At 60.5% G+C, this 26554-nt stretch carries 17 protein-coding genes; 10 read left to right on the top strand and 7 right to left on the bottom strand.

The window, feature by feature from the left end:
- Positions 1-44: 44 nt before the first annotated feature.
- Positions 45-2933 (bottom strand): molybdopterin oxidoreductase family protein, encoded by a 2889-nt coding sequence (locus tag ACI48D_RS17335; protein ID WP_435572488.1) that lies wholly within the window; start codon positions 2931-2933, stop codon positions 45-47.
- A 418-nt stretch (positions 2934-3351) separates the two neighbouring features.
- Here ACI48D_RS17335 and ACI48D_RS17330 point away from each other — a divergent pair, with 418 nt between their 5' ends.
- From ACI48D_RS17330 to ACI48D_RS17290, 9 genes are all read left to right on the top strand, one after another.
- On the top strand, positions 3352-4515 hold the full coding sequence (locus ACI48D_RS17330) for a tyrosine-type recombinase/integrase (RefSeq protein WP_435572487.1): 1164 nt from the start codon (positions 3352-3354) through the stop codon (positions 4513-4515).
- Between the two features lie 1477 nt (positions 4516-5992).
- Entirely contained in the window at positions 5993-7393 is a 1401-nt protein-coding gene (locus ACI48D_RS17325) for an undecaprenyl-phosphate glucose phosphotransferase (protein WP_435572486.1), read from the top strand.
- A 12-nt stretch (positions 7394-7405) separates the two neighbouring features.
- Positions 7406-8503, top strand: a complete 1098-nt coding sequence (locus tag ACI48D_RS17320) for a glycosyltransferase family 4 protein (RefSeq protein WP_435572485.1) — start codon at positions 7406-7408, stop codon at positions 8501-8503.
- A 22-nt stretch (positions 8504-8525) separates the two neighbouring features.
- Positions 8526-9848, top strand: a complete 1323-nt coding sequence (locus ACI48D_RS17315) for a lipopolysaccharide biosynthesis protein (protein ID WP_435572484.1) — start codon at positions 8526-8528, stop codon at positions 9846-9848.
- A gap of 16 nt (positions 9849-9864) precedes the next feature.
- Positions 9865-11214, top strand: coding sequence for an O-antigen ligase family protein (locus ACI48D_RS17310; protein WP_435572483.1), 1350 nt, complete (start codon positions 9865-9867; stop codon positions 11212-11214).
- A gap of 2 nt (positions 11215-11216) precedes the next feature.
- Positions 11217-12416, top strand: coding sequence for a glycosyltransferase family 4 protein (locus ACI48D_RS17305; RefSeq protein ID WP_435572482.1), 1200 nt, complete (start codon positions 11217-11219; stop codon positions 12414-12416).
- 8 nt (positions 12417-12424) lie between these two features.
- Complete coding sequence (locus ACI48D_RS17300; protein ID WP_435572481.1) at positions 12425-13864, top strand: hypothetical protein; 1440 nt, start codon at positions 12425-12427, stop codon at positions 13862-13864.
- A 2-nt stretch (positions 13865-13866) separates the two neighbouring features.
- Positions 13867-14736: a polysaccharide biosynthesis tyrosine autokinase gene (locus tag ACI48D_RS17295; RefSeq protein WP_435572480.1), complete on the top strand. Its 870-nt coding sequence runs from the start codon at positions 13867-13869 to the stop codon at positions 14734-14736.
- 637 nt (positions 14737-15373) lie between these two features.
- A complete protein-coding gene (locus ACI48D_RS17290) occupies positions 15374-17113 on the top strand; it encodes a galactose oxidase-like domain-containing protein (protein ID WP_435572479.1) in 1740 nt (579 codons plus the stop codon).
- An 88-nt stretch (positions 17114-17201) separates the two neighbouring features.
- Here ACI48D_RS17290 and ACI48D_RS17285 read toward each other — a convergent pair whose 3' ends face one another.
- A complete protein-coding gene (locus ACI48D_RS17285; protein WP_435572478.1) occupies positions 17202-18155 on the bottom strand; it encodes a glycosyltransferase family 2 protein in 954 nt (317 codons plus the stop codon).
- A 218-nt stretch (positions 18156-18373) separates the two neighbouring features.
- Positions 18374-19435: a cellulase family glycosylhydrolase gene (locus ACI48D_RS17280; RefSeq protein WP_435572477.1), complete on the bottom strand. Its 1062-nt coding sequence runs from the start codon at positions 19433-19435 to the stop codon at positions 18374-18376.
- Between the two features lie 1107 nt (positions 19436-20542).
- On the opposite strand from ACI48D_RS17280, the gene ACI48D_RS17275 reads away from it, so the two are divergent.
- Positions 20543-21253 (top strand): DUF6710 family protein, encoded by a 711-nt coding sequence (locus tag ACI48D_RS17275; protein ID WP_435572476.1) that lies wholly within the window; start codon positions 20543-20545, stop codon positions 21251-21253.
- 262 nt (positions 21254-21515) lie between these two features.
- Here ACI48D_RS17275 and ACI48D_RS17270 read toward each other — a convergent pair whose 3' ends face one another.
- The 4 genes from ACI48D_RS17270 to ACI48D_RS17255 all read right to left on the bottom strand — a co-directional run bounded on the left by ACI48D_RS17270 (position 21516) and on the right by ACI48D_RS17255 (position 25929).
- Positions 21516-22697, bottom strand: a complete 1182-nt coding sequence (locus ACI48D_RS17270) for an NADH:flavin oxidoreductase/NADH oxidase (protein WP_435572475.1) — start codon at positions 22695-22697, stop codon at positions 21516-21518.
- Positions 22698-22862: 165 nt separating this feature from the next.
- Positions 22863-23453: a hypothetical protein gene (locus tag ACI48D_RS17265; RefSeq protein ID WP_435572474.1), complete on the bottom strand. Its 591-nt coding sequence runs from the start codon at positions 23451-23453 to the stop codon at positions 22863-22865.
- 10 nt (positions 23454-23463) lie between these two features.
- Positions 23464-24648, bottom strand: a complete 1185-nt coding sequence (locus ACI48D_RS17260) for a zinc-dependent alcohol dehydrogenase (RefSeq protein WP_435572473.1) — start codon at positions 24646-24648, stop codon at positions 23464-23466.
- Between the two features lie 132 nt (positions 24649-24780).
- On the bottom strand, positions 24781-25929 hold the full coding sequence (locus tag ACI48D_RS17255; protein ID WP_435572472.1) for a glutathione-independent formaldehyde dehydrogenase: 1149 nt from the start codon (positions 25927-25929) through the stop codon (positions 24781-24783).
- Positions 25930-26554: the final 625 nt, after the last annotated feature.

The raw sequence follows: 26554 nt of genomic DNA, 5'->3' as shown, positions 1-26554 counted from the left end.
GCGCCGGACAGGTAGACCGCCGCGGTGTCGGACCGCCCACTCGTTCACGAAGGTACCACCAGCGTCTGCGGAGCCGCCTGCCGTATGCGCCCGTGCAGCCACTCCAGCTGGCGGCTGTTCTGGTGGCGGATCTGCTTGATCGCCGCTTCGAACTCCTTGTCGTGCAGGGAGCGCGCGCCCTGTTCCAGGACGTCGAGCGAGATCATGCTTTCATTGACGGCGAGCCACAGGTCGTGCAGGTCGCGCAGCATGTCGAAGCCGCCCTGTTTGCGTTGTACCAGCAGTGCCTTGTCGAGGCGCTCCGGTTCGCCTTCCTTGCGTTCGCCATACTTTTGCACGAAGGGGTCGAGCGCATCGGCCGAGGCCCGCGACCAGTCGGCAAGCACATGGGAAAGCGGTCCGATATCGGGTTCATCCGGGTGGGTGCTGCGCAGCTGCTCGAATGCCTTGGCCAGGCGCCTTTCGCTTTCCTGCAGCAGGCCGAGGTAGTCGGCCACGTGTGCGCGCTTCGGCCTGGCCTGCTGCATGCCTTCGACAAAGGCTTCCTTCACCGCATGCACGATACCCCCCTTGGCTTCGATGCCGGCTTCACCGGGCTGGGCCGGGTCCATGCGCTCCGGCTGTCGCAGCGCGGGCGCCGGCACCTTCTCGACGCTCACCGCCGCATATTTGTAGTGAGGCTGCTTGCTCACCGGATCCCATTCGTAGATCGTCAGCTCGTTGGCGGCACGCGCACGGCCTGGCTCGTCCCAGTAGCCGTAATGGAAGGGCACGAAGACCTCGCCCTCGCCAATGCCGCCGACCCTGGCCGGGGCCTCGATGCCGCCGCGGCGCGAGGAGAGCCTGATCCAGTCTCCTTCCTTGATGCCGAGGCGGGCCGCATCGCCATCGGAAACCTGCACGAAAGCCTCCGGTGCCGCCTTTGACAATTCAGGCGAGCGGCCGGTCTTCGTGCGTGTATGGAAGTGGTACACCAGCCGTCCCGTCGTCAGGAAGAAGGGGTAGCGGTCATCGGGCTGCTCGAACGGCGGCATGTAGTCCGCCCCCTTCAATATTGCGCGTCCCGCTGGATCGCTGGCTTTGTATTTCAGCGCCGGCACCGGCGCGCCGGTGATGATGTCATGGCCGTAGCTTTCGCAATGGGCCGCATCGGTCGGAAACACGTGGTTCTTGTAGAGATGGTGTTCGCCTTCGGGGTGCTCGGCGTTGCATGGCCACGGAATACCCGAGCCCCCCGTCAGCTTTTCGTAGGACAGGCCGGTGTAGTCGCAGAGCTTCCCCCGCGTGCATTCCTTCCAGCCTTCGAAGGCCTGTTCCGGCGTGCTCCATTTGATGAGTGGGGCGCCGTCCTTGTCGCGGAAATCCATGCGCCGCGCGAAATCCACGAAAATGTCGAAATCCGAGCGCGCCTCGCCCGGCGGCTCGACCGCTTTGTGGCTGATGTGCACCGTGCGGTCGACGTTGGTGAAGCAGCCGGTCTTCTCGCCCCACAGCGCGGCCGGCAGCACCACGTCGGCCAGCTGCGCCGTCTCGGTCAAGAAAGCGTCCTGCACCACCACGAACAGCTCGGGCTTTTGCAGGATGTCGCGCACGCGCTGCAGGTGCGGCAGCGACACGGCCGGGTTGGTGGCCTGGATCCACAGCAGATGGATCGAGCCGGTCTCGCAGTAGCGGAAGATCTGCATCGCGTGCGTCGGCGGCGTCCAGTGCGGGATGATGGCCGGGTCGACGTTCCAGACACGCGCCAGGTCCTCGATGTGCTCGTAGTTGTTCCAATTGCGAAAACCCGGCAGGTCGCCGTCGGCGCCGCTTTCGCGGGTGTTCTGCGAGGTAGGCTGGCCGTTCATTTGCAAGATGCCGCAACCCGGACGGCCGATGCGCCCCAGGATCAGGTTCACGTTGTTGATCTGCACCGCGGCTGCGGTGGCCTGGTTGGACTGGTACACGCCCTGCAGGCAGCTCGAGAGCAGCAGCTTCGAGCTCCCGATCATCTCGGCGGCGCGCCGCAGGTCGGCGGCCGGCACACGCGAAAGTTCCTCGACCCGCTCGGGCGGGTACTCGGCCACCAGGCGTTTCAGGTCGTCGAAGCCGACCGTGTGGTCCTGGACGAACTGCTGGTCCACGTAGCCGCCTTCGATCAGCAGGTGAAGCAGGCCATTCAGCACGGCGACGTTGGTGCCGATCTTCGGTGCCAGGTGCAGGTCCGCTTCGCGTGCAGTCATGGTCGTGCGTGGATCGATCACGATGAGCTTTGGCGGGTTGGCGTGGCGGCGCCGGTCGAGCACGCGCATCCACAGCACGGTGTCGGTGTTCGACATGTTATGCCCGACCATCAGGATGCAGTCGGTCGTATCGATGTCGAAGTAGGAACCGGGTTGGCCGTCGCTGCCGAAACTTTCCTTGAGCGCGGCCGCCGCCGTTGCCGTGCACAGGCGGGTGTTGCCATCCATGTGGGGCGTGCCCAGGCCCGCCTTGCCGATCATCCCGAGCGTGTAATACTCTTCCAGGAACAGCTGGCCACTGGTGTAGAAGCCGATTCCACCGGCCGAGAACTCGCGCTTGATCCGCTGGGCGTTGTCGACGATAAGCTGCATGGCTTCGTCCCAGCTGGCGCGCTCGAGCCGCCCGTTGCGGCGCACCAGGGGATGGGTCAGGCGATCCGGGCTGTTGTTGGCTTCCCATCCATGCAGTCCCTTCGGACCCAGTCGGCCGCGGTTGACCAGGTCCTGAGCGCGCCCGCGCACGCCGACGATGCGGCCGTCCTTGACACCGATGTCGCAAGCGCAGCCGTTCGAGCACAGCACACAGGCCGACTGTACCCAGCGGTCGGGCTCTTCGGAGGTGCGCTGGTCGACGCGGAGAGGCCATTTGTCCCGGCCTTCGTACGGGGTGCGCTCGCCCCAGATGTCGGCGATGCTGTCTCTGGATTCCATAAAACTCCCTCGAGGTATCGAATGGTTAAAGGCTTACGCAAGAGAAGGGCCGATCACGACCGGCGCCTGCGTTGGGCGGTCATCGATACGGGTCTCCGCTAAAAAAATGGCACAAATGTTGTTGTCAGCATGACACCGGCAAATGATATCGTGGATGTCCGGATGGTGTCGTACGTATGCCCACATCGCGTGGTGCCGAGTTCGATAATTCAACGTCGCGTCGGAGTTGGCGGTCAAGCCTGCAAGCTGGCAGACATGAGCAGGAACATCGACATGCGGCAGACTCCCGGCACGGCTATCTCTGGTACACGGGATTTGTGAGATCGGTTAACGGATATTGTCGCGCTGAATAGGGGAGCCGGTGAAATGCTATACTGTACATAGATACAGTCCTTTTCAACCGCCATCCGCTCGAGCAATGCCAAACTTTACGCCAATCGACCTGGGTCCGTCAGCACCGGAAGAGATCACGACCACGCCGAGCGGCCGCATGCACGTCAAGATGTATCGGCTCGCAGAGGACGCGATCACGGAGGCAAGCACCGATATCGAACTGGCGCGCGAGTTCATCGCGCACGGCGAACTGAGCGCGAAGTCGATCCAGAATTCTCAGAAGGAGCTGTACCGCTTTCTGACCTGGTGCCGTGAAGAAGCCAAAAAGACCTTGTCTCAGCTGAACGTCGCCGACCTCAACAACTATAAGGAATTCCTCAAGAATCCGCCGCCGGAATGGGTCTCCAAGACCAAATGGCCGCGCAACGACCCGCGCTACCGGCCGTTCACCGGGCCGCTCTCCGACCCCAGCCGGCGCCAAGCCATGATCGCGGTGAAGGGCCTGCTGGGCTTTGCCGAGCAGACTGGCTACTTGCGCCGCAATCCCGGCGCCCTGGTGCGCAACGTCCGGGCGCCGTCCGCCAGCAGGATCACGCGCTACTTGACCCAGGGCGCGATCGGGCTGGCGCTGCAGACCGTTTTAGCGCGTCCGGCCGGCACGCCGGCGGCCTGCCGGCGCCGCGCGCGCGACCGCTTTCTGCTGGTCGCCTTTGCGCACACCGGCGCCCGCCTGAACGAGATTGTCAGCGCCTCGATGGGGTCGATCTATACCGAAGGCAAGGGCCGATGGTGGCTGGACGTCGTCGGCAAGGGCAACAAGCCACGCCGTCTGCCGGTGCCGCCCGAGATGCTGGAAGCTTTCCAATCCTACCGCCAGGCCTTCGAACTGCTGCCGCAGACCAGCCGCACGGACCGTACCCCGTTGGTGCTGTCGAGCCGTTCGCGCGAACTGGCGCGCATCACGGATGAAGCGGCGGCCGAAGCGATCAAGGCGATCTTCGCCGACGCAGCGCGCGCCGCTGATGCCCAGGGCGACCAGGACACGGCCGCCACGCTGCGCCAGGCCTCGGCGCACTGGCTGCGCCACAGCATGCTGACCAACCATGCGAATAACGGGGTGCAACTGAAGACCCTGCAGGACACGGCGGGGCACGCGAATATTGCCACCACGGCGGCCTATCTGCACAAAACGGATAACGAGCGGCACGACGAAATCATCCGGTCGGCGAACGGAAAGAGCATTCTATGAGCGGCGCAGCGTCCTGAAATAAACAATCCAAGTAGGCACTCACTTGCTCCGCTTTCGTGCTTAGTAAAGTAACTCCTCCCTCTTAATATCAGCTAGCGCAATAACATCAATATTGGCCTTTCATTTAATGAATAGCCGATCCGCCTGTCATCGTCTCTTCCTTTCCTCCTGTAATCCTGCTGGGCCGCTAATCGGAGCAGTATCGGCGCAGCACCGCTTTACACAAGGCATGGTGCCGCCGGTCGATTCCACGGATCCTTGAACTATGAGGGCTCACCTTGCCTTGCGCAAGAGAAAATAATTGCGATAGGAGTTAATCCGGCCGTCTTATAGCGGTGCCATTGACCGCGCTGCCCAGGGAAGGGCAATTCCATAAACAAAAATGTTTCTCGCATGAGATGGAAGTGGATAGCCGGCTACCGTTGAGGGGTAGAAACAGCGGATGGTAAACTTTTGGCCGTCTCGACATTGAATTTAGAGTAAAAGTCAAAAATCTTTATACGATGTAAATCTGCCGGGAGTGCTCTAAAGGCTGAATGTTCGCGGGGATTGTCCGGTATCACAATTCAGTCGGGGAAGTAAGGGCACTATAGGCGCGCGCCTACACATTGAGCCGCTCAATTTATGTCGACAAAGTAATAATTGTGTTACATAAATACAGTACAAATGTCCTAGGGTGTTAGTACAAACCGCCTATTGTATTTACTTTTATTTAGAGGAGACTTCAGGCGGCGAGAACAATTCCGGTGCATGCAAGGGATAAGCCCCGTAGAGGCGAAATTTTGGAAAGAAACTTTCCCAATTGCATTCTTGTGGTTGATTTATTTCTTTTTCTCAAAATTAGCCTTCAGAGATCAGCATGAAATATTTAGCGAAAGTGACTCTCGCCATAGGTAGTGCAGAGTGAATTCTTCTTCGCCGATCTTGGCAGAACGCGTAACAGCCAGATTGTATGATGATGTTGATGCAGAGAATGATTTTCCAAATCGATAGAGATTTGTTGAAGATAAGAAATATCCGAGTACTGCAAGCGGGTAACTAACTAGCCAACTTATGGTGCATATGTTTGTTAGCGAGAGTACTGCAATACGTTCCTCAGATAAAACCAGCCGGCTCGGGAGTCGATTTGTAAGTCTGGCGGAGGATTTCAGCAATTCAATGTAAATGTGGTTTTTCCGCGATTTTTTGATAATTCTGTTGTAAGACTGAGCCTACATCAGCATCATCACGGAACACATAGAACATGCGGTACCGATTTATCCCTGTGTCAAAGCGGAAGGTGGATCATTGGAACGACAGTCGGGCTCTCATATCTGTCCAGTTTTGCACAAGTATCGACTGACCACTTTCTCAACGCAAAATACGATTTTATATTCCTGCAGCATAAATCTTTCGTTGAGCATTCGACACGGGGCTTGCAATAAACTGCATGCATTGTACTAATATTTAGAACGATTGTTCTCGCAAAGAGGCGGATATGCGCATAAATGTTCAGGATTTCCCAGGTGCCCGCGACAGTGTCGCACCTGTTCTTCCGACGGCTTCGAATGCATTGCAGAGGATTACTGATCCCTTGCTGGCTGCTGTGCTGTATTTGGCGCTGGCGTTCTACTCCCACGGAGCGGTTTCTCACCTGGACGAGGGGCTCGCCTTCATTTCTGCGCTAGTTTTTTTCACCAATACGGCTTCTACGACCTCGCGTGCGAAGTACGTTGCTGGAGCATTGAAAAGTTGGGGAAAAGTCCTCGCATGCCTTTACCTCTTCGACCTGGTAGGCAATTATTCGCCTTCGTTTGATATGCCTCTGATCAGGTTGTGGGCTGTGCTCACTCCCGTGACCGTTATCGGCACACACCTAGCGATAATGTCGGTGAAACCCCTTCTCGAGCGCTTTGCCGACACCCAGACGGCGATCGTGATTGGCGCTAATGAGGTCGGCGTACGGCTGGCAGGTCAGATCGACAATAAACACGTTGGCAACCAGCGTTTCGTCGGCTATTTTGACGACCGCAGCGCCGAGCGCGGCGGCGCCCGCACCGGAAAGGTGTTCGGGAGGATCGAAAGCGCGCCGGATTTCGTCAAGCGCGAGCGCATTGACCTCGTGTATGTCGCACTGCCGATGGCTCCCCAACCGCGGATCATGAAGCTGCTCAACGACCTGCGCGATACGACTGCGACGATCAAGTTTGTGCCCGACATGTTCATTGCCGACCTGATCCAGGCAAAAGTCGAATATGCCGCCGGGCTGCCAGTGATCTCGATTTGCGACACCCCTTTTGTCGGTTCCTTCGCGTTGCAGAAGCGTTGCTTCGACTTGATCGCCTGCCTGCTCGCGCTGCCGCTCGTGGCGCCGCTGATGCTGCTCATCGCAATGCTGATCCGGCTGACCTCTCCCGGGCCGGTATTCTTCAGGCAGCGCCGCTACGGCCTGAACGGCGAAGAAATCGTGGTCTGGAAATTTCGCTCCATGAAAGTGATGGAGGACGGCGACAAGGTCTACAAGCAGGCGACACAGGATGACGACCGCATTACCGGCATCGGAAAAATCCTGCGCAAGACTTCACTGGACGAACTGCCGCAACTGATCAACGTCCTGCTCGGTTCGATGAGTCTGATCGGTCCGCGCCCGCACGCGGTGGCGGTGAACGAAACCTATCGCAGCCAGATTTCGGGCTACATGCTGCGCCACAAGGTCAAGCCCGGCATCAGCGGGCTGGCCCAGGTCAACGGCTACCGCGGCGGCGACGACCTGCATTCGATGCAAAAGCGGATCGAATACGACCTGATCTATCTCCGTTCGTGGAGCATCGGCCTCGACGTCAAGATTGCAGCCAAGACCGTCCTGATGCTGGTGAAGGGCGATCCGAAAGCCTACTGAGTCGCTTCGACGATGAAAAACAAAATCATTCAAGTCATTGGTAACGGTGATCCGGGCGGCGGAACGACCGCCGTGCTGACCCTGGCCACGATGCTGCGCGATGCCGGCCATGAACCGGTGGTCGTGTCCCAACGCGGCAGCTACCTGCTCGAACAAGCCGGCGGGCTGGGCATCGCGGTGCACGGCCTCGACTTTTCCTCGCGCGGCGGCGCCATCGCCAACTGCGCCGCACTGGCGGCATTCATCCGGCGGCAGGCTCCGGCCGTCGTACACGCGCACGGCAACCGGGCAGGCCTCCCGGTTATGCTTGCCCTGCGCCTGCTGGGCCGCGGTGCGCGTCCTCGTTTTGTCTATACCGTGCACGGCTTCCATTTCCTGTCCAAGAAGCCGGTAGCCTTCCATCTGGCGCGGCTGGCGGAGCGCTTCTGCATCGGGCGCGCCGACTGGACCAATTTCGTGTCGCAGGGTGACGCCCAGATCGCACGGGAACATCGCCTGGCCGATATCAGCAAGACTCGCGTCATCCACAACGCCGTACTGGCCAGTGAGCTTCCCGCGCTGCCGCCGCAACGCACGCCGGGCAACATTGCCTTCATCGGCCGGCTCATGCACCAGAAGAACCCGCTGATTTTGGCCGACATCGTGGCCGCGCTCGGGCCGCGGGCGCCGTGCGTCCACGTGATCGGCGGCGGGGAGCTGGAGCCGGAACTTCAGCGCAAGGTGAGCTCGATGGGTCTCGGCAGCCATTTCGTTTTTCATGGACAGCAGCCGCGGCCTGCCGCGCTTTCGATCGCGGCAGGCTGTTCGCTGCTGCTGCTGCCTTCGCGCTGGGAAGGGCATCCGATCACAGTCATCGAAGCCATGCACATGGGACTGCCGGTCATCGCTTCCGATATCTCGGGCACCCGCGAGATCGTCCGCGATGGCGAGAGTGGCTACCTGCTGGCGGCCGAGGATGTGAGCGGATACGCTGCGGCGATCGCCCGCGTGCTGGCCGATCCGGTACACGCGCGCAGGCTGGGCGAAGCCGGGCGCGTCATCGCGCAGAAGGAATTTTCGCCGCAACGCATGCTCGAGGCGAACCTCGACGCTTACCGGCTTGCAGCCTGAGCAGACACGGAGCAGGCATCGCATGCGTATCCTCATCCTACTTCTCGGCACCGCCGGCAACGCACTGATCGCGTTCCTGACGCACCTGCTGTTGACGCGGAACGTGCCGGTGTCGGACTATGGCCATGTGGTGTCGGTGACGGCCGCCGTGACCATGTTGACACCGATCGCCGGCATGACGATCGGATGGTTCTGGCTGGAGCTGTACGGCAGGGAAGGGCGGGCCGCCGTCCGCTGGGGCAAGGCATCGCGCAAGGCCGCTGCGCTGGCGTTCTTGGTATCGTTCGCGGTGCTGCTGGCCTACCTCGCGGCGGCGGGCCTTGCCGGCGCCGGCAGCGCGGCAACGGTCTTTGCCTGCGCATGCCTGATGCTGGCCGGGCAAACCCTGGCGGATGCGCGCGCCGTCCGGCTCCAGCTCGAGGAACGCTACTTCCATCTCGCTCTGTGGCAGGTCACGCCGCAGGCGCTGCGTTCATCGGCCGTGCTGGTGCTGATGTCGGCAGCCGCCATATCCGGGCAAACCGTCATGCTCGGCTATGCTGCGGCCGGACTGGTTGGGGCGCTGCTATCGTACAGCTCGGTGCGTGCACTCACCGACGGCACCGTGAATCTGCCTGGCAAGCGCCAGATGGAGCACGCACAGGAAGTGGGCGACAGTGCCCCGAACGTGCACGCATGCCTGCGCGCAGCATGGCCGTTCTCTCTGGTTACCTTGTTTTATCTCGTGTACTCGACCGGCATCCTCGCGCTCGTGAGCCCGCTAATCGGAGCGCAGGCGAGCGCGTACTACAACGTCGGCTTCCTGATCTTCAACTCCTTGGCCATGCTGCCCAGTGTCGTGTACAGCAAATACCTGGCCGGGAGGCTATTCCGCTGGTGGTCGCACGACCAGGACAAGTTCGTCGCTGCCTTCCATCTTGGGGTTGCCGTCCATGGCTGCATTGGCGTGGTGCTCGGCGCCTGCATGTGGTTCGGCGCCCCATTGCTGGTGCCGCTGCTGTTCGGCGAGAGCTACCGGGCAGCGGTAGCGGTCGTGCAGATCCTGGCTCTGGCCGTCCCGATCCGCTTCGTGCAGCACGGCTATGGTTCGGTACTCTTTTCGCAGGACCATATCCGGCGCAAGGTGGCCTACATGGGCCAGGCGGCCGCGTTGAGCGTGCTGTTGATGATCTTGCTCGCGCCAGCGTACGGTGTCACCGGCGCCGCGGCGAGCGCCGTGGCGGCCGAATTGGCGCTGCTGGTCCTCTACATGCTTGGCGCGGCGCGCCATGTCGGTCCGATCGACGTGCGCGCGACGCTGTCGCTGCGGACGCTCAGCACGGCCTACCGCCGCCTTGCTCGCTAGGACCACGGAAATCCACATGAGCGACGCGAACCAACTCCCCACCATGTTCCCTGGATCGGCAACGATGGCCCCGGCCGTGCCCGCACGGGGCGAGGAAATCTTTCTCGTCATCGTGCTTTGCGTGTTCTGCGCCCTGCCTTTCCTTCTGGGTGACCAGCCGCTGTCGCTCACCTCGGTCAAAGAAACCGGCATCACCTCACCCCAGGGGGACACCACCAAGCAGGTGGTCCTGATGGCCATCTATGTCCTGACGGTCGGCGCCCTGGTTCCCCGGCTGTCGGCTGCGGCGAGCCGCCATGTCCTGTTGCCGTTGATTGCGTTGCTTGCCTGGGCGGCTCTGTCCACCGCGTGGTCCGACATGCCCGGCATCACCGCGCGCCGCGTGGTCGCATTGGGTGGAACGCTGGCACTTGGCGTCTACATGGCGCTGCGCTGGCCGCCCCGTGAACTGGTTCGCCTGTTGAGTGTGGTTGCTCTGATCGTGCTTGGGGCCTCGTTCGCCGTGGCGGTGCTGATGCCGGCGGCCGGTCTGGACGCGGAGCATCGCCTGCGCGGCGTCTTCGCGCACAAGAATACACTCGCGGCGTTTGCTGCCATTGCCCTGATCTGTGCGGTCGATGTCCTGTCCGGCCCCTCCGAGGGCATGGCTGCGCCGGCCCGCGCGAAGCGCGTCAGGCTGGCCGGGCTGACCGGGCTGTTCGGTCTCGTCGCCCTGGGTCTGACTGCATCGGCCTCGCCGGTTCCCGCCGCAGTGACCGCAGCGCTTGTCATGTTCGCCATCAAGCGCGCGCCGCCGCAGCGCCGGCATGTGCTGACGACCCGCCTGTGCGGCGCACTCTTCGTCGTAGTCGTGCTGCTGCCCTGGCTTGCACCCTATATCGGGGAGCTGGCCCTGCTGTTCGGCCGCAACACGGACTTTTCCGGACGCACGCTGGTATGGCGCTTTGCGATCGAATTCTTCCAGCGCAGCCCGCTCTTTGGCTATGGCTATGCCTCGTTCTGGAATGGACCGGCAGGCTTGCTGTTCGTCAGCTATGCCCATTTCCCGGTAGCGCACACGCACAACGGCGCGCTGCAGATGCTGCTCGACGGCGGAGCGGTCGGCCTCATCACGTATGGCACGGTGTTGGCCGGTGCACTGCGTGGCCTGAAAGCAACCCTCAATGCGGCACCGCGCAATGCACATGCATGGGTCGGCGGATTTCTAATCCTCTACCTGTGTGCCAGCCTTGCCGAAACTCACCTGATGGAGCCGAACGATTTGTACACCGTGCTGTTCGCTTATGCGGTGATCCGCATCCGATTGACACGCAGCGACGGGCTTCATTCGTCGCCGGCGCCACGCCACTCCTTACCTCTGAATTGAATATGCGCCCTCTCAAAGTAGCGATCGTCCATGAGTGGTTATCGACCTATGCCGGCTCCGAACGTGTACTCGAGCAGCTGATCAAGCTTTACCCCGACGCGGACGTGTTCGCGGTCGTGGATTTCTTGCCCGAGCGCGAACGTGCCTTCCTCCAGGGACGCAAGGTGACGACATCCTTCATCCAGCGCTTACCGTTCGCCAAGAAGCACTTTCGCTATTACCTCCCCTTGATGCCGCTGGCCGTCGAGCAGTTCGAGTTGGGCGGGTATGATCTTGTGCTGTCGAGCAGCCACGCTGTCGCGAAGGGCGTGCTCACCGGACCGGGGCAGATCCATGTCTCCTATGTGCACAGCCCGATCCGCTACGCCTGGGATCTGCAGAGCCAGTATCTCGAGGAGTCCGGCCTGCGCTCGGGCCTGAAGGCGTGGATGGTACGTGTGTCCCTACACTACATGCGCTTATGGGACACACGCACGGCCAACGGCGTCGACCGTTTTGTCGCCAATTCCACCTTCATCCGCCGCCGTATCAGGAAAGCCTATGGCCGCGACAGCGCGATCATCCATCCTCCGGTCGACGTGGCTGGCTTTGCCGGAAAGGCCGAGAAAGCAGATTTCTTCCTCGTGGCCGGACGCATGGTCCCTTACAAGAAGATGCCGCTGATCGTCGAGGCGTTCGCACGCATGCCGGAGCACCGGCTCGTCGTCATTGGCGATGGGCCGGATTTCGCGCGCTGCAAGGCGCTGGCGACGCCCAACGTCACGCTGCTCGGCTACCAGCCCTTCGAGGTGTTGCGCGACCACATGCTGCGCGCGCGCGCGTTCGTGTTCGCCGGCGAGGAGGACTTCGGCATCATGCTGGTCGAGGCGCAGGCGGCCGGCACGCCGCTGATTGCCTATGGCCGTGGCGGTGCGCTCGACATCGTCAAGCCCCTCGAGAGCAGCGTTGCGCCGACCGGGCTGTTCTTTTACGAACAGGATAGCGCAGCGATCGTGCATGCGGTCGGCCGCTTCATCGAGAACGAGCAGGCGATGGCGCCACAGGCATGCCGGCAGAATGCGCACGGTTTCAGTGCCGAGCGCTTCCGCGCCGAGATCGCGACACTGGTTGCCGAAGAGGTGGCCTTGTTGCGAATCGGGCAGCATGCAGTTCCCATGCCGCAGACAGAGAGCACGCAGTCTGCCACATCCACCTTTATATAGGAATGATCATGATCCTTTCCCGGATTCTCGCCGTCTTGCGGGGACGGCGTCGTGAGGCGCAACTTGTGTTCGCGGCGATGGCGGCGGCGATCTTCGCCGCTGCACTGATGCTGCCCGTGCAGCACACCGCCAGCGCATCCCTGGTCCTGAATCTGAAATCGAATGACGGACTGTCCAGCATCGCGCTGCCCGGTGGCCTGGTGTCGACCCATATCGCCACCCAGATGGATATCCTGCAAAGCGAGCGTGTCCTGCTGAAAGCCGTCGACCGGCTGGACCTGAAGAAGAACCCGGAATGGCAGAAGAGGTGGCAGGCGGCTGGAGCCCAAGGCAAGAAACGCTTCGATGCATGGGCCTCCGAGGAGATCGCCAGGAAACTGGCGGTGAGGCCGGTACCCGAATCCAGCGTGCTGACCGTCTCGTATACCGACAAGGACGCGGCATTCGCGGCGGCCGTCGCGAATGCCGTGGTCCAGGCATACATGGCCACGAATCTGGAGATGCGCCTCGAGCCGGCCCGTCAGTATAACCAGTACTTCGAAGAGCGTGCCGCGGCGCTTCGTGCCTCGCTGGAGCGTGCACGTGCCAAGCTGTTGGATTACCAGCGCGCGAACAACCTGGTCATTACCGAGGAAAAGATCAATCTCGAAACCGAGCGCCTGCAGGAGCTGAATGCCAAGCTGACCCAAGCGCAATTGGCGGCTTCGGAATCGACGGCACATCGCGCGCGCGCGGCCAGCACCCCGCAGAACATGCGCGAGGCGCTCATGGATCCGGTGGTCGCGTCATTGACCGACGAGGTGTCGCGCCAGGAAGCCCGTCTGGCCGAACAGTCGGAACGCCTTGGAGCTAACCACCCGCAGGTCCGGCAGCAGCAGTCCAGCATTGCCACGCTAAAAATGCGCCGTGACGCCGCGATCCGCAAGACCCTCGGCAGCATCGAGATGACGGACACGGTCAATCAGTCACAGGTCCACAGCTTGGAGGCAGACGTCAAGGCCCAGCGCGCCCGCGTGCTGGATCTGGAGTCGCGCCGGGTCGAAGCCAGCCTGATCGAACGCGAGATCGACAACACCCAGCGTGCTTACGATGCCGTCCTGGAGAAAGCAAGCCAGGCCTCCTTGCAAAGTGGCGACAACCAATCCGACATCTCGGTCCTGAGCTCGGCTTCCGTACCGCTGGACCGGCCGACGCTGCGCCTGCTCAAGCTCGCGGGTGCCGCGCTTGCCGGCGCGCTCGCGGTCAGCCTGGTGTTCGTGCTGGCACGCGAACACTTCGACCAACGCGTCCGTACCGCGGACGACATCGTTGTCCGGCTCGGCCAGCAGCTGCTGGTCATACTGCCGCCCATGAGCGACCCCGCACCTGCCGTCCATCCGCTGTTCTCCCTGTCAGAGAACCGGCCCAGGACATCCCCGCAATCCGCCCCATTGAACGAAGCCAGCTGACCATGAACGACCTGACAAGACCTTCTATTGGCCAAAGTGAACCGTTAGGGCGCATGCTGCAAGCCCTGCGCGGCCTATCTGATGCGCAAATCGACGAGATCGTCGCCTACCAACGGCGCCATGGCCTGCAGTTTGGCGAAGCCGCGGTTGCTCTGAACCTGGCCAGCGATGACGATATCGTTTGCCTCATATCGAAGCAGTTCCATTATCCCTATGACGCAAAGTCCGACGCCGTTGCCTTGCCGGCCGAACTCGTGGTCGTAAAAAATCCATTCTCGGAAGGCGCTGAACTCATCCGGGACCTGCGCACGCAGTTGACAATGGGGCCGATGCACCCGGCCCAGCCGGGTCGGTTACTTGCCGTCGCTAGTCCCCAAACCGGGGATGGCAAGACTTTCGTTGCGGCGAACTTGGCGGCGGCATTCAGCCAGCTGGGAACGCGTACACTGTTGGTCGACGCGAACATGCGCCAGCCGCGCATCGGTACCCTGTTCGGCGCTGCACAGGAGTGCGCTGGATTGAGCATGATCCTGTCCGGCAGGGCCGTGAAGCATGCGTTCCACCAGGCGAAGTCGCTCCCGAACCTGTTCGTTCTGCCGGCAGGCACCGTCCCACCGAATCCACAGGAACTGTTGCAGGGGGCCGCCTTCGAACTACTGCTGGAAGAACTCCGTCTCGACTTTGGGTATATCGTTATCGACACGCCGGCAGCTGAAGCCGGGGCTGACTACCGCATGGTCGCAGCGAGGACGAACGCCGTGTTGGCGGTGGCACGCCAGGACCGTACGTCGTACCGGGCGCTGGCGCAGGTCGTGAAGACTGTGGAACGTGGACCGGGAGTTTTCGCCGGCGTCGTCATGAACCGCTATTGAACACTGACGCAGCGTCGTCGACGTTGCGTACAGGGGCGGGCAGGGCTGGACAGCGTGCTAGAGCAGCATTCAGTCCGACAACGGATGTCCGCCAGGCGCGCTGAGCCGAGAAGCGAGCCGCGACCTTCCCGCGCGCCGCGCCCCGGACCGTATCGTCCCTGGGTAAACGCTTGGCCGTATGCTGCGCAGCGTTTTCCCGTTTCAAGCACGGTAAAGGCAGCTGCGCCGAGTGCAGCGCTTTCTCCCGTCATTGCGCAGGCGCGCAAAGCAAACACTTCCGAATATAGTACGCGCGCTATCGCTGATTGAAATCAAGGAGATTCCAATTAGCGCCAGCGTGAATCCCATTTTGTTCAGTGATCCGGATCGATTCAGCCATAGTCCGGATTAATTCCATAAATTTTTTTTTGACTATTGAATTCGATGGGAGGCTGTACTAACCTTCGTTGAAACGGACGGTCCGTTTACGTGATTCTATCAATCCACATTACTAATGGCATGCGCGTGTCATCAAATCAGCTGCCTGCCGGGTTTCCTGTTTATCACCTTGAGGAAAGGGATCTTTGAATGCCATCTTTTCATAATTTAATACTTGCCCGAGCAAACTCGGATTCGTCTAAACTTAAGGGAGCCAGTCATGGAGACGCAGGAAAGAATGAATTTACGAAAGAAGCCATTGGCCGCATTTCTATGCTTATCAATAGGGGTTATTCCCACTGTGACGGGGCAGCAGCCGACGGCGGCGGGAGCGGCTAGCAATGACGCCTGTTCCGATGCGGCTGCGGAAGCAAGTTTGCAACAACGCGAAACAGCTCTGCTTGGTGTCAAGCATGCGAATGAGCACGCCAATGCGCGTGCCAAGCAATGCAGAGTGGCAAAAGGATTAGAAAAAGTCAGTACGGCAGACCCCACAATCCTTGCCGCAGCCGCGAAACAGCCTACCAGTTCGATGGGTCAATGGGCCTCACCCATCCATATTCCTGTGGCGGGTATCACGTCGGTCCTGCTGAACAACGGCCAGGTGTTATTCTGGTCTTATGATCCAACGCAATGGGGAAATAATGCGTCTAATACCGGTGTGGCCTACCTGTGGGATCCGGTAAAGAACGTAGGGCACTCTATCGCGGCGCCGGAAAATATCTGGTGCGGAGGCCAAACGATCTTAAGCGATGGAAGGGTGTATCTTGCCGGCGGAAACTTGCGCTACCCCGACTCCACAGCGCCCGCTGGGCAGACTGGCTGGGAAGGCGCATTAAGCCACTACACTTTTAATCCCAATACCGCTACGTTCACCAAGCAGATTCCCGATATGTCAACCGGCCGCTGGTATCCAACCACCACCCAACTTGCCGATAACCGGGTAGTGATTACAAGTGGATACGACCAGAGTGGAAGCGAATATCTCACCCCTGTGGTTGAAGTCTTCACGCCGTCGGCCAGCATGGATGGGAATGGGACCATCACCGCCATTTCCCCGCACGCCCCAAGTGGTCTTTATCCTTTTCAGTACCTGCTCACTTCAGGGAAAATGCTGCAGGCCGGTCCCGACCAAACCAATACGACACTGCTGAGCGCCGACACCTGGAACTGGAGCAAAATTCCAGAAATGCAGTTTTCTCACTATGTGAATGGAAACGGCCTGGTCTATACCGATGCCTCTGTCACGCCGGCCAAACAGGTCGTCCTAATTGCCGGCGGTTCCAGCGGGCATGCAGTCATCGGTAATATTGACATGCTGGACGGCACCAACCCCAACGCCGGATGGAAGGCTTTCCCGAGCTGGTTGCAAGGTCGCCATAATTCAAATACGGTCATCCTGGCGGACGGAACATTGTTTACAGTCGGCGGCAATAACGCGACTACGACCTACGATAATCCGCTGTTCGAAAGCGAGCTATATACGAAGGCTCCAAGCGACACATCGGGAAGCTGGGTGCAGGTGATGCCCCATACGATCCAGGCTGCTTATCATTCGAGCGCCATTCTTTTGCCTGACGCGACAGTACTGCTTTCGCAGGATGATCAGGACAGATCGGCGACGGCACACATGGTCCAGGTTTACTCGCCGCCATATCTGTTCAAAGGCAGCCGGCCACAGATCACTTCGGCGCCAACCACGGCAACATGGGGGCAAACCGTTGCAGTCGGGACCGATACTTCGAAGATCTCCAGTGCCATGCTGATTGCGCCAGGTGCGACCACGCATGGAAACGACATGCATCAGCGCGCCATCAGATTGGCATCCCGCATTACCGGTCGCAGTCTGCAGGTGACGATACCTGCGTCGTCGTCCCTGGTGCCACCTGGGTACTATATGCTTTTCATTCTGAACGCGAGCGGCGTCCCGTCGGTCGCAAAATTCATGCGAATCTCATAGATGCCGTCAGCACCGGACAACCTGCAGCGCTTGTCGTTTGCTTGGCTGTCCAGGTGAGAAGAGTGGCGCCATCGCCATTGTCGAGTACCTAATTTTCGGCGGGTTCGGCCGTCGCCGATTTTGGAGGATGAGCAAGCGGGTTGCGCGCTAGCCTGCCGCGAATATAGTAGGCGAGCTGTCGCAGATTAGGATGAACCAGGCTTCCGATCAGCGCCAGCATCATAAAGCGAGAAATTCCGCCATATCGATACCCTTCAATGATGAATCGACACGCCTGAAGAGGAGCCTGCTCTCGCAACTGCGGCGCGATCCTCGCCCGCAGTCCAAAATAGGCGCGCTGCGAAATTTTCGGCTTCCATTCCTCGAGCAAAGCCAGCGATTTCATGGGCTTTGCCGCGCTTGCTCGGCCGACGGAACAGTTATCATATGTAATGCCAAGAGGCATATCGAGCATGACAAACTTCGCACCTTGCTCTTCCAGGCGCATGTAAAAGTCCCAATCCTCATGCAGGCGAAGGTCGGGCCGGTACATGACGGCGCGCGCAAGCTTCGTGGATAGCATCACCGTATTCTGGTCGAGATAGCCACCATTGACGAACACATAGTCTGCAATGGATTCGTTGGCGGCTTTGGCCCTCACTGGCCGAACCAAGGTCTCGCCCCGCCTCTGAAGGTGAGTTTTGGAATAAAGTACCGTATTTTCCCGGTCGGACAAGGATTCGAGAAGCGCAACTTGCCGCTCGAGCTTTTCCGGAAGCCAGACGTCATCGCTATCGAGAAATGCAATGTATTTCCCTTTGGCTTTCAGGATTCCCGCATTTCGCGCGGCTGCCGGCCCCTGGTTCGTCGCCAGAGAAACAACCTCAACTGGAAAAGGGAAGCTGGCAGCACGAACCGCCTCGACTGTACCGTCGTCAGAGCAGTCATCCGCGACAACAACTTCCAGCGAACGATAGGTCTGCTGCCGGACACTGGCGAGCGCTTGGAAAATAAGCTCTTTTCGGTTGAAGGTCGGAATTACGATGCTAACTGATGGAGTCATGTCATTCCTCCCGCTGAGGCACCACGGTTTATCAGGGTTAAACGCGGAAAATCCCTGTCCGGGAACGCTTACGACCGCAAGCCTGGACAGGATTGCACAGTCTCTTACTGGAAAACTTGATAAATGAAATGCTCGCCGACAGGTTTAGGCACCGGTAAACCGGCTACGCTCCCGATATTATCGACATATCTAAAACGTTCGCCTACCTTGCCCGCTGGCTATCGGCTTAGGCGAAATTTCTCAAAAGCCGGTTTGGGCGATCTATCGAATCGTATTAAACCATAAAAACATTCGGAATCGGCACCTGGCTTATAATGGCAAAAATCACGGTAGTTGTACCAGAATACGGGGCCAGCCCATGCCACGGATGACGCTTCGGCGAAGGTTCGCTCGACCATTCTGGCCTGTTGATTTTCGTCGATGACCGTGCCCCAAGGGCTCTTGCCGCCGGTGGGGGCCCCGAACTCGGTAATCCATATTTTCTTGTCGCCATCGCCGTGCTCTTTCATGATAGATAGCAAACTCGGGGACGTCAAAGCCATCTTGCGCCAGTTATGTGCCATCCAATCTCCCGGTATTCTCGGTGAGGTGTACGGATGATTTCCCAACGCATCGAAAAAACCGTGAGCCCCGTTCTGATACATCGCCATGAGGAAGTTCAAGGATTCGATCGAGGTGGCCGTCGTGGCCGGCTGGGCTAAGCCGCCAGAGACGACGAGTGCCTTGGGATCGGCTTTTTTGATTGCCGCATACGCGCGTCTTAGCAATTTGGTGTACGCGGCAGGATCAGGTGCGTTACCCCAGAATTGTCCAAGATTTGGTTCGTTCCAGATTTCCCAGGCATGCACACCCTTGGCGGCGTAGCGCGCAGCCAGGTGAGCAGCAAACTCGGCGTAGACCCCCGGTTCCAGTGGCGGATGAAATTTTCCTCGCTTGCCGCCGTTCGCCCAGGACGGAGTGTAGGCAATGAGGCCGAGCACATGAATCTCGGCTTTCGCGAGGCGCTCGACCACGTTGTCGTAGCGTTCGTACACGTAGTGCCCGCGGGCTGGTTCGATGACGCTCCAGTCGAAATCGAAACGCACCCATTTCACGCCTAAACGTTTGTAGTCCGCGATCGTGGCGGTCAGATCCGACTCCGTCAGCTCGTAGAGTTCGTTTCCATTGATGCCTTTTTGCGCAAGGGCGGGCATCGCAATGCCGCCGAGGACGGCGCAGGTGAGCAGGCGAGCGCAATAGCGTAAGCACAGTGCAGCCATATGTCGGCGCAGACGTTTCATGTTGCAGTCAAGCGCTAGCGCCAGCACTCGTCGTGCACTCGGGGTACCTGCATCCTGCGGCAGGAGGAAAGCCGCCTCAGGGCATACCATCGCCCGGGACCGATGCCAACGAAAAATCTGGAATCTTGGCAGATCCGGTCCATAGCAGAGGCGATCGACATTGCCAATAGTCGTGGCGCCATGAAGGAATCGGGTAACGACACTGACCAGGGGCAAGTCATGAGTACTCCGATAGAAAGCACATCATTTCGGCAAACAAGGCGCACGCACCCGAACTCAATAACGATTGATCACGACGCTGGTCAATGTCTCTAGGCCTCGCTCGGGGCCTGCATGACAGTGACATGCTCATTGTAAGGCGAACTGTGCTGCCGCACCAATACGAGTGTCACGCTGACGTCTACGGTGGCAATTCGGAATGATGGGGAAGGGGGAGGGCGCGGGCCCTTCCAAATCCACTGAGCGCTTGGATGGGCAATAATCTCACGTCTTCACACCGAGCAGTAGCCGCTGCTGCTGCAGAATGCTGCTAATGCATTGAACAATGAACGGGGCCGCGAGAGGACAGAGCGACGGTAAATGCGAGCGCAGCTAAAGGCAGCGATACGTCAAGCAGCGGCTGACAGCGCGCGGCAGGCCATCTGCGAGGCGCGTTGAAGAGGGGTGCGCCGAAGCTCGTGCCCAGCAAAGCCAACGATTCGGCGCAGCAAAAGAATCAAACGGCGGAGCAAGGAAGTAGCGAGCCGATGCGTAAAACGAGCAAATTATCCGATTTCTTGAGGCTTCGGATAAACTGGCAAATGCCTCAGCGCCGGTTGTCGAGTGGTGGAATACCCTTGACTCAACAGGGCGGACGCAGACAGCCAAAATAAGGAATTAGCGCTTCGCTGCGCCTTTCTTGCACCCATCACTAACTCGACATTATGTTCTGTAATGTCGAGTTCGTAACCTTTGTCCATGATTGGCGGCCAACTTCAGTCTAATCCCGAATTAGCGGTATGCGTAGACTGCTCCTGGGGTGGATTTATCTAAAGTTCGGCGCTAAGTCATGCCTAGTAACATCGCACTCTCCAGTGTCTAATTCCATTGCTAGGAATAAAGCGCACCATGCTCCAACAGATCGCGTCCCGCATTACTTCGCTCGTCAAATCTCAGCCCCACCAAAAAATTAGTGCAAACCGCGAGACATTCAGATATTTGCTCGATACCGCGAATGAATTGGCCAGCCGAGAGCCCTCAGCTCTGGCAAGTTTAATTAATGCCATTCTCCGGCCATTGCAGTCCGAACACATCCTGTCTGTCGCCGAGCGAGTGCAGCATGCCGCATGCGATCCTATCGACTTGTACCGACTGTTTTCACCGGATGATTTCTTCTCCGTTTTCGAGGAGAACGACTGTCTTCGTCTCGACGTTGAGGGCCATCAACTCGACCTGGCCAAGCACATTGTGATGCCAACCCCTTGGCGCAGAGCGGGCTTCGTGTCCGCCTTAGCATCCATCGGCTACGGCAAAACGTCTGGGCAATGGCGCCAAGACTCCAACCACGGTGTCACGCTGCTCTTGCCGTGGCACATCGGTCTTGTCACGGGCGGTAACCACTCGATTACGGCGGGCATTCTTGGACATGAAGGAGTCCTATCACCCACGGACGTACTTGATTTCACGCCGCTCCTTAATAGAGTAGTCTGCGACGGCGACTACTTCATCGATCGCTATTCAAACAAACCCATTGCACGTGCGAAGAATGGGCGCATGGCAGCTCTATACGAGATCGGTCGATTGCTCATGGCAACAGCCCACACTCGGATGCGCGTGTAGCGTAAGGGCGTACGACTCGGCACGAACAGGTCGCGACAATCTCTGCACACGCATGCAGAACCACGTATAGACACCTTGGCGGCTTCACTAGGCTTTTCGACGATCAAAACCCCGACCAGTCACGTGGATATAGTTTCTTGCACAATTTGGTAAGCCTTTTCTGCAAACTGACGGTGCTGCCCTGTGAAGGGCGGCTTTACGGATCTCGTATTTGACATAATATAGATTATGCGCACTTCAGCCACGCCGTACGGCAGCACGGTCATTTCGCCCGTCGCTTCACTGCATATCCATATTGCATCGGCCAATCCGGCTCCTCCTCGAACGCATGCTGTGCTTTCAGTGCCCAGTACGGTTCGCGCAGCAGTTCGCGCCCGACCAGCACCAGGTCGGCGTCGCCGCCGGTGATGATGTCGTCGGCCTCCTTCGAATCCGTGATCAGCCCGACCGTGCCGGTCAGGATGCCGGCGTCGTCGCGGATGCGGCGGCTGCATGGCACCTGGTAACGCTTGGCTACGGGAATGCGCGCGGTCGGCAGATTGCCACCGGTCGACACGTCGATGAGATCGACGCCCAGGTCCTTCAGGCGCCGCGACAGTTCGACCGACTGCTCGATGTCCCAGCCGCCAGCGACCCAGTCGGTGGCGGAAATGCGCACGAACAGCGGCAGCTCGGCGGGAATGGCGGCGCGCACCCGTTCGGTCACGCGCAGCACGAAGCGCATCCGGTTCTCCAGGCTGCCGCCGTACTGATCATCCCGCTGGTTACTGTGCGGCGACAGGAACTGGTGCAGCAGGTAGCGATGCGCGGCGTGGATCTCCAGTACTTTGAACCCGGCTGCAAGGGCGCGCCGTGCAGCCGCCTCGAAGGCGTCGACGATGCCGTCGATGCCCGCTTCGTCGAGCGCGACGGGCGCCGGATCGTCTGGATGGAATGGGATCGGACTGGGCGAGACCACCGGCCAACCGCCCTCTTCGGCCGTTTTCAGGGTCGCGCCGCCCGTCCAGGGTGCGGCGGTGCTTGCCTTGCGTCCCGCATGCGCGAGCTGGATGCCGGCGACGGCGCCCTGGCTGTTCACGAAGCGGGCGATGCGCGCCAGAGGTTCGATGTGATCGTCGCTCCAGATGCCCAGGTCGCCCGGGGTGATGCGGCCGTCCCGGGTGACGCCGGTCGCCTCGACGATCACGAGCCCGGTGCCGCCCACCGCACGGCTGCCCAGGTGCACCAAATGCCAGTCGTTGGCCATGCCTTCCTCGGCCGAATACTGGCACATCGGCGCCATGGCGATGCGGTTGCGCACGGTAAGGCTGCGCAGAGTTAGCGGGCTGAGCAGGTCAACTTCCGGCACTTCCTGATCGTGGGCAGCACCGGCCATCGCGCCGTGTGCGCTCGGCTGGGAAACCTGGGCGGTCAGCCCCGTGGGTTGGGCACTATTCGGATTCATTGTTCGCCTCCGGGTGAAAACAAAAGTGAATTTAGACAGCAACCGCGTGCACAAGCTCCGGTTTGTCCGTGCACGGCTCCTCGGCGCCCGCGCCGTACGTCCTGCGCTCCTTCTGCGACGAACGCGGGGCGACGGGCGCGCCCGGATGACCGGGTCGTTGCGGGATCAGTAACCCCTACGGCGGTTTCGCAGGACCATGATTCCGCCTACCACCGCAGTGGTGATGAGCGCCTTGCGCACCAGGCCGGCCGGGTTGTAGCGCAGCTCGGAGCGGATACCCATTTCCCCAAGCACATTAGGCAGGTGGCCATGCGCCAGGTCGTCGACGATGCCCTCGACCATGTTGACGCGGTCGGCGGCGAGCAGCACCAGCCAATGGCGAAGGTCGTTCTCCGGCAGTTTGTAGGCGAGGCGCCGGATCGCGCCCGACAGCCACTTCGGCGGCTGGGCCGTACCGAAGATCGGCGTGATGCCCGGCCGCTCCGGCGAGCAGAACACTTCGACGGTCTGCGCCTGCTGGACCGGCTGTCCCTCCGCCACGTGGATGAAGCGTGGCGGCGTGCGCTCCATCGGCACGGCCGGCCAGTTCTTGCGATCGAGGTCTGAGCCCCAGCCAGGGATGCGCTGCAGCTCTTCGCGGGGCGGACTACGCCGGTTCAGGTCGTAGTCGATCTGGCGCTCGTAGTCCACGTGGCCGTGGTGCTGTGGGTGGCGGCGCTGCTCGGCAAGATCGCGCTGGGCGATTTCGGTGTCCATGGCTGCTCCTTCAGTGAATGACGCTGGTCGCCATCGCGCGCGCCGAGGCTGCGCGCGGAGGGATCAGAACGGTTTTGATGCAATTGTCGTACTTGCTCGAGAAGATGTGATACGCGTCCGAAACCTCCTCCAGCGGCACCCGGTGGGTGATGATTTCCTTCGGGTTCAGGTGTCCCTGGCGGATGTGCTCGATCAGGTGCGGCACGTGGCGCTTGACGGCGGCCTGGTTCATGCGCATCGTGATGCCCTTGTTCAGCGCGTTGCCGATCGGGACGGCGTTGAAGGTCGGCCCGTAGACGCCGACGATCGACACGTTGCCGCCCTTGCGCACCGAGTTGATGGCCCAGAACAGCGCGGTCGCCGCGCCCGCCTGCAGCATGGTCCAGCGCCCGGTGATGGTCTGGGCTAGGCTGCCCGACGCCTCGCAGCCGACGGCATCGATACACACGTCCGCACCGAGCCAGTCCGTCATCTTCTTGATGTGCAAGGCCATGTCGCCGACTTCGCGGAAATTGATGATTTCGCAGCGGGCATAGCGCCGCACGAAGTCGAGCCGGTAGTCGACATGGTCGACCACGATGACACGGCCCGCGCCGAACAGCCAGGCCGATTTGGCGGCGAAGATACCAACCGGCCCGGCGCCGAACACCACCACGGTGTCGCCTTGCTTGATGTCGCCCATCTCGGCGGCCTGGTAGCCGGTCGGCAGCGCGTCCGTCAGCAGCACTGCGTCGTCGTCCACGATGTCGTCGGGGATTTTGTACGGCCCCACGTCGGCCATCGGGACGCGGACATACTCGGCCTGGCCGCCGTCGTAGCCGCCGGTGGTGTGCGAGTAACCGTAGATGCCACCCGCCGCCGTTGCCTCGGGGTTGGTGTTGTGGCAGTTGCTGTACAGCTCGCGCTGGCAGAAGAAGCACGAACCGCAGAACAGGTTGAACGGCACCAGCACGCGGTCGCCCGGCTTGAGCGTCTCGACCGCCGAGCCGACCTCCTCGACGATGCCGACGAATTCATGGCCGAAGGTGTGCCCGATGCGCGTGTCGGGCACCAGGCCGTGGTACAGGTGCAGGTCCGAGCCGCAGATGCAGGCGCGTGTGACGCGGACGATGGCGTCGCCCGGATGCTCGATCACGGGATCGGCTTTTTGCGAAGCGCGGATCCGGTATGGTCCACGATAGTTAGTCGCTAGCATAAAAACCTCCTGTCAAGATTGCCCTCATGGTCCCGCGCCCGCCGCGATCGGGCGAAAAAAGCCGGACACCAGCGATGGCGGCAGCTTCGTCAAAGAAGCGCGGGGCTTTTTTTGCAAATGCGCCCTGCCCCGCTAGGAACCCGGATGCAGGATCACCTTGGTCCAGCCGTGATCGCGCCCGTCGAAATGCTTGTAGGCGTTGGGCGCCTCGGCCAGGTTCAGTTCATGGGACACGATGAACGAGGGCTTGGCACGGCCGGCGTGGATCAGGTCGCGCAGTTGCCGGTTATAGGCCTTGACGGGGCACTGGCCGGTGGCGACGCGCTGACCCTTCAACCAGAGCATGCCCCAGTCGAGCGCGAGCTTCCCCTCTTTTGCCAGTGCGTCCGGGCCGTTCGGATCCTCCGGCACGAACACCCCGACCACCCCGATCCCGCCGGTGAACTTGACGGAGTTGATCAGGTTGTTCATCGTGAGGTTGGGACGCTCCTGCCGGTGGTGGTGGTGATCGTGGCACTGGTAGCCGACGCATTCGCAGCCCACGTCCGCGCCCATCCCATGGGTCAGGTTCATGACCCTCTGCACCGGGTCCTCCTTCGAATAATCGATCGCGATCGCGCCGATCGACTCGGCGAGCTTGAGCCGGTCGGAATGGCAGTCGACCACCATCACGCTGCAGGCCCCCTTGATCATCGCCGAGTGCGCGGCCATCAGGCCAACCGGCCCGGCGCCGTAGATGACCACCGCGTCGCCGGGCTTCATGCCGGCCAGTTCGGTTGCGTGCCAGCCGGTCGGGAAGATGTCGGCGCACATCACGTAGTCGGCCTGCTTTTCCTCCGCGTCATCCGGCAACTTCAGGCACATGAAGTCGGCCCAGGGCACGCGCAGGTATTCGGCCTGGCCGCCCTGCCATGGTCCCATGTCGGCAAAGCCGAAGGCACCGCCGGCCATGCCCGGCTCGTTCGCGTTCAGGCAGTAGTTGGTCAGCCCGCGTTCGCAGTTCCTGCAGTGGCCACAGCTGATATTGAAGGGCAGGCAGACATAGTCTCCTGGCTTGATCCGCTCGACCGCAGGACCGACTTCCAGGACCACGCCGAGGTTCTCGTGGCCGAACACGCGCCCCTGCTCGAAATCGGTCCGGCCCTCGTACATGTGGAGGTCGGAACCGCAGATGTTGGTGCTGGTGATCTTGACGATGGCATCCGTCGGGCGTTCGATCTTGGGATCGGGCACGTCTTCGACGGCGACCTTGTTGGGACCGCGATAGACAACAGCTTTCATAATCTGCTCCTATGATCCGCCAGGAACAAGCTTGCCCTGCATGACAGGACGCCGGCGCTTCCCGGCAGTTGTTGATGAAACCCGCGGGACGTACCCATGGGCGCTCCTACCACCGCGGGAGCATGGCCCCCACCGCGAAGGTGTCCACCCATGGTGAATACGGGCCGGCCAATAACAAGGGAAGGCTCTTAAACTATTTTTTTTGCATCGACCTGCCGATTCGACGCAGGTGCGGGGCCAGTACAACGCGTGTGCAGGTGGTCGTCCGGGTCGGGATGTGCGCCTACATATACATCGTATGTCTCGTGCCAGAATGAGGATCCATGCCGTGCAGGCTGTTCAGGCTGTTGTTTTGTACAGTGCCGCACGATCCGCGACTGCGCTGCACTGACATCTTGAGCCAGGAATGTGTAAGTCGCGCTGCGCCGGGTGAATAGCCCGTCGAAGTCGACCAGGTTTTCAATCGACATTCGCCGGACAGCCTACGCCAGGCAGGTCGCGCGGACGCCGTCGGCAGCCAGCGACAGCAAGTTGCCCCGGTTTAGTTGAGAAAGTCTCGTGAGGCAGGCCCGGTGCCGGCATCAGCGCGGACAATGCCCACCTGTTGCGCGCGCGCCTTCCTGTT

This window comes from Massilia sp. LXY-6, assembly GCF_051233485.1.
GTDB lineage: Bacteria > Pseudomonadota > Gammaproteobacteria > Burkholderiales > Burkholderiaceae_D > Telluria.
The sequence above is the reverse complement of the archived record's forward strand: the minus strand, read 5'-3'. Positions and strand labels throughout refer to the sequence as shown.

Bases quoted from the DNA above. Each gene is read 5' to 3' on its own strand.
- ACI48D_RS17335 (WP_435572488.1), bottom strand. From the start codon at position 2,933: ATGGAATCCAGAGACAGCATCGCCGACATCTGGGGCGAGCGCACCCCG.
- ACI48D_RS17330 (WP_435572487.1), top strand. From the start codon at position 3,352: ATGCCAAACTTTACGCCAATCGACCTGGGTCCGTCAGCACCGGAAGAG.
- ACI48D_RS17325 (WP_435572486.1), top strand. From the start codon at position 5,993: ATGCGCATAAATGTTCAGGATTTCCCAGGTGCCCGCGACAGTGTCGCA.
- ACI48D_RS17320 (WP_435572485.1), top strand. From the start codon at position 7,406: ATGAAAAACAAAATCATTCAAGTCATTGGTAACGGTGATCCGGGCGGC.
- ACI48D_RS17315 (WP_435572484.1), top strand. From the start codon at position 8,526: ATGCGTATCCTCATCCTACTTCTCGGCACCGCCGGCAACGCACTGATC.
- ACI48D_RS17310 (WP_435572483.1), top strand. From the start codon at position 9,865: ATGAGCGACGCGAACCAACTCCCCACCATGTTCCCTGGATCGGCAACG.
- ACI48D_RS17305 (WP_435572482.1), top strand. From the start codon at position 11,217: ATGCGCCCTCTCAAAGTAGCGATCGTCCATGAGTGGTTATCGACCTAT.
- ACI48D_RS17300 (WP_435572481.1), top strand. From the start codon at position 12,425: ATGATCCTTTCCCGGATTCTCGCCGTCTTGCGGGGACGGCGTCGTGAG.
- ACI48D_RS17295 (WP_435572480.1), top strand. From the start codon at position 13,867: ATGAACGACCTGACAAGACCTTCTATTGGCCAAAGTGAACCGTTAGGG.
- ACI48D_RS17290 (WP_435572479.1), top strand. From the start codon at position 15,374: ATGGAGACGCAGGAAAGAATGAATTTACGAAAGAAGCCATTGGCCGCA.
- ACI48D_RS17285 (WP_435572478.1), bottom strand. From the start codon at position 18,155: ATGACTCCATCAGTTAGCATCGTAATTCCGACCTTCAACCGAAAAGAG.
- ACI48D_RS17280 (WP_435572477.1), bottom strand. From the start codon at position 19,435: ATGAAACGTCTGCGCCGACATATGGCTGCACTGTGCTTACGCTATTGC.
- ACI48D_RS17275 (WP_435572476.1), top strand. From the start codon at position 20,543: ATGCTCCAACAGATCGCGTCCCGCATTACTTCGCTCGTCAAATCTCAG.
- ACI48D_RS17270 (WP_435572475.1), bottom strand. From the start codon at position 22,697: ATGAATCCGAATAGTGCCCAACCCACGGGGCTGACCGCCCAGGTTTCC.
- ACI48D_RS17265 (WP_435572474.1), bottom strand. From the start codon at position 23,453: ATGGACACCGAAATCGCCCAGCGCGATCTTGCCGAGCAGCGCCGCCAC.
- ACI48D_RS17260 (WP_435572473.1), bottom strand. From the start codon at position 24,648: ATGCTAGCGACTAACTATCGTGGACCATACCGGATCCGCGCTTCGCAA.
- ACI48D_RS17255 (WP_435572472.1), bottom strand. From the start codon at position 25,929: ATGAAAGCTGTTGTCTATCGCGGTCCCAACAAGGTCGCCGTCGAAGAC.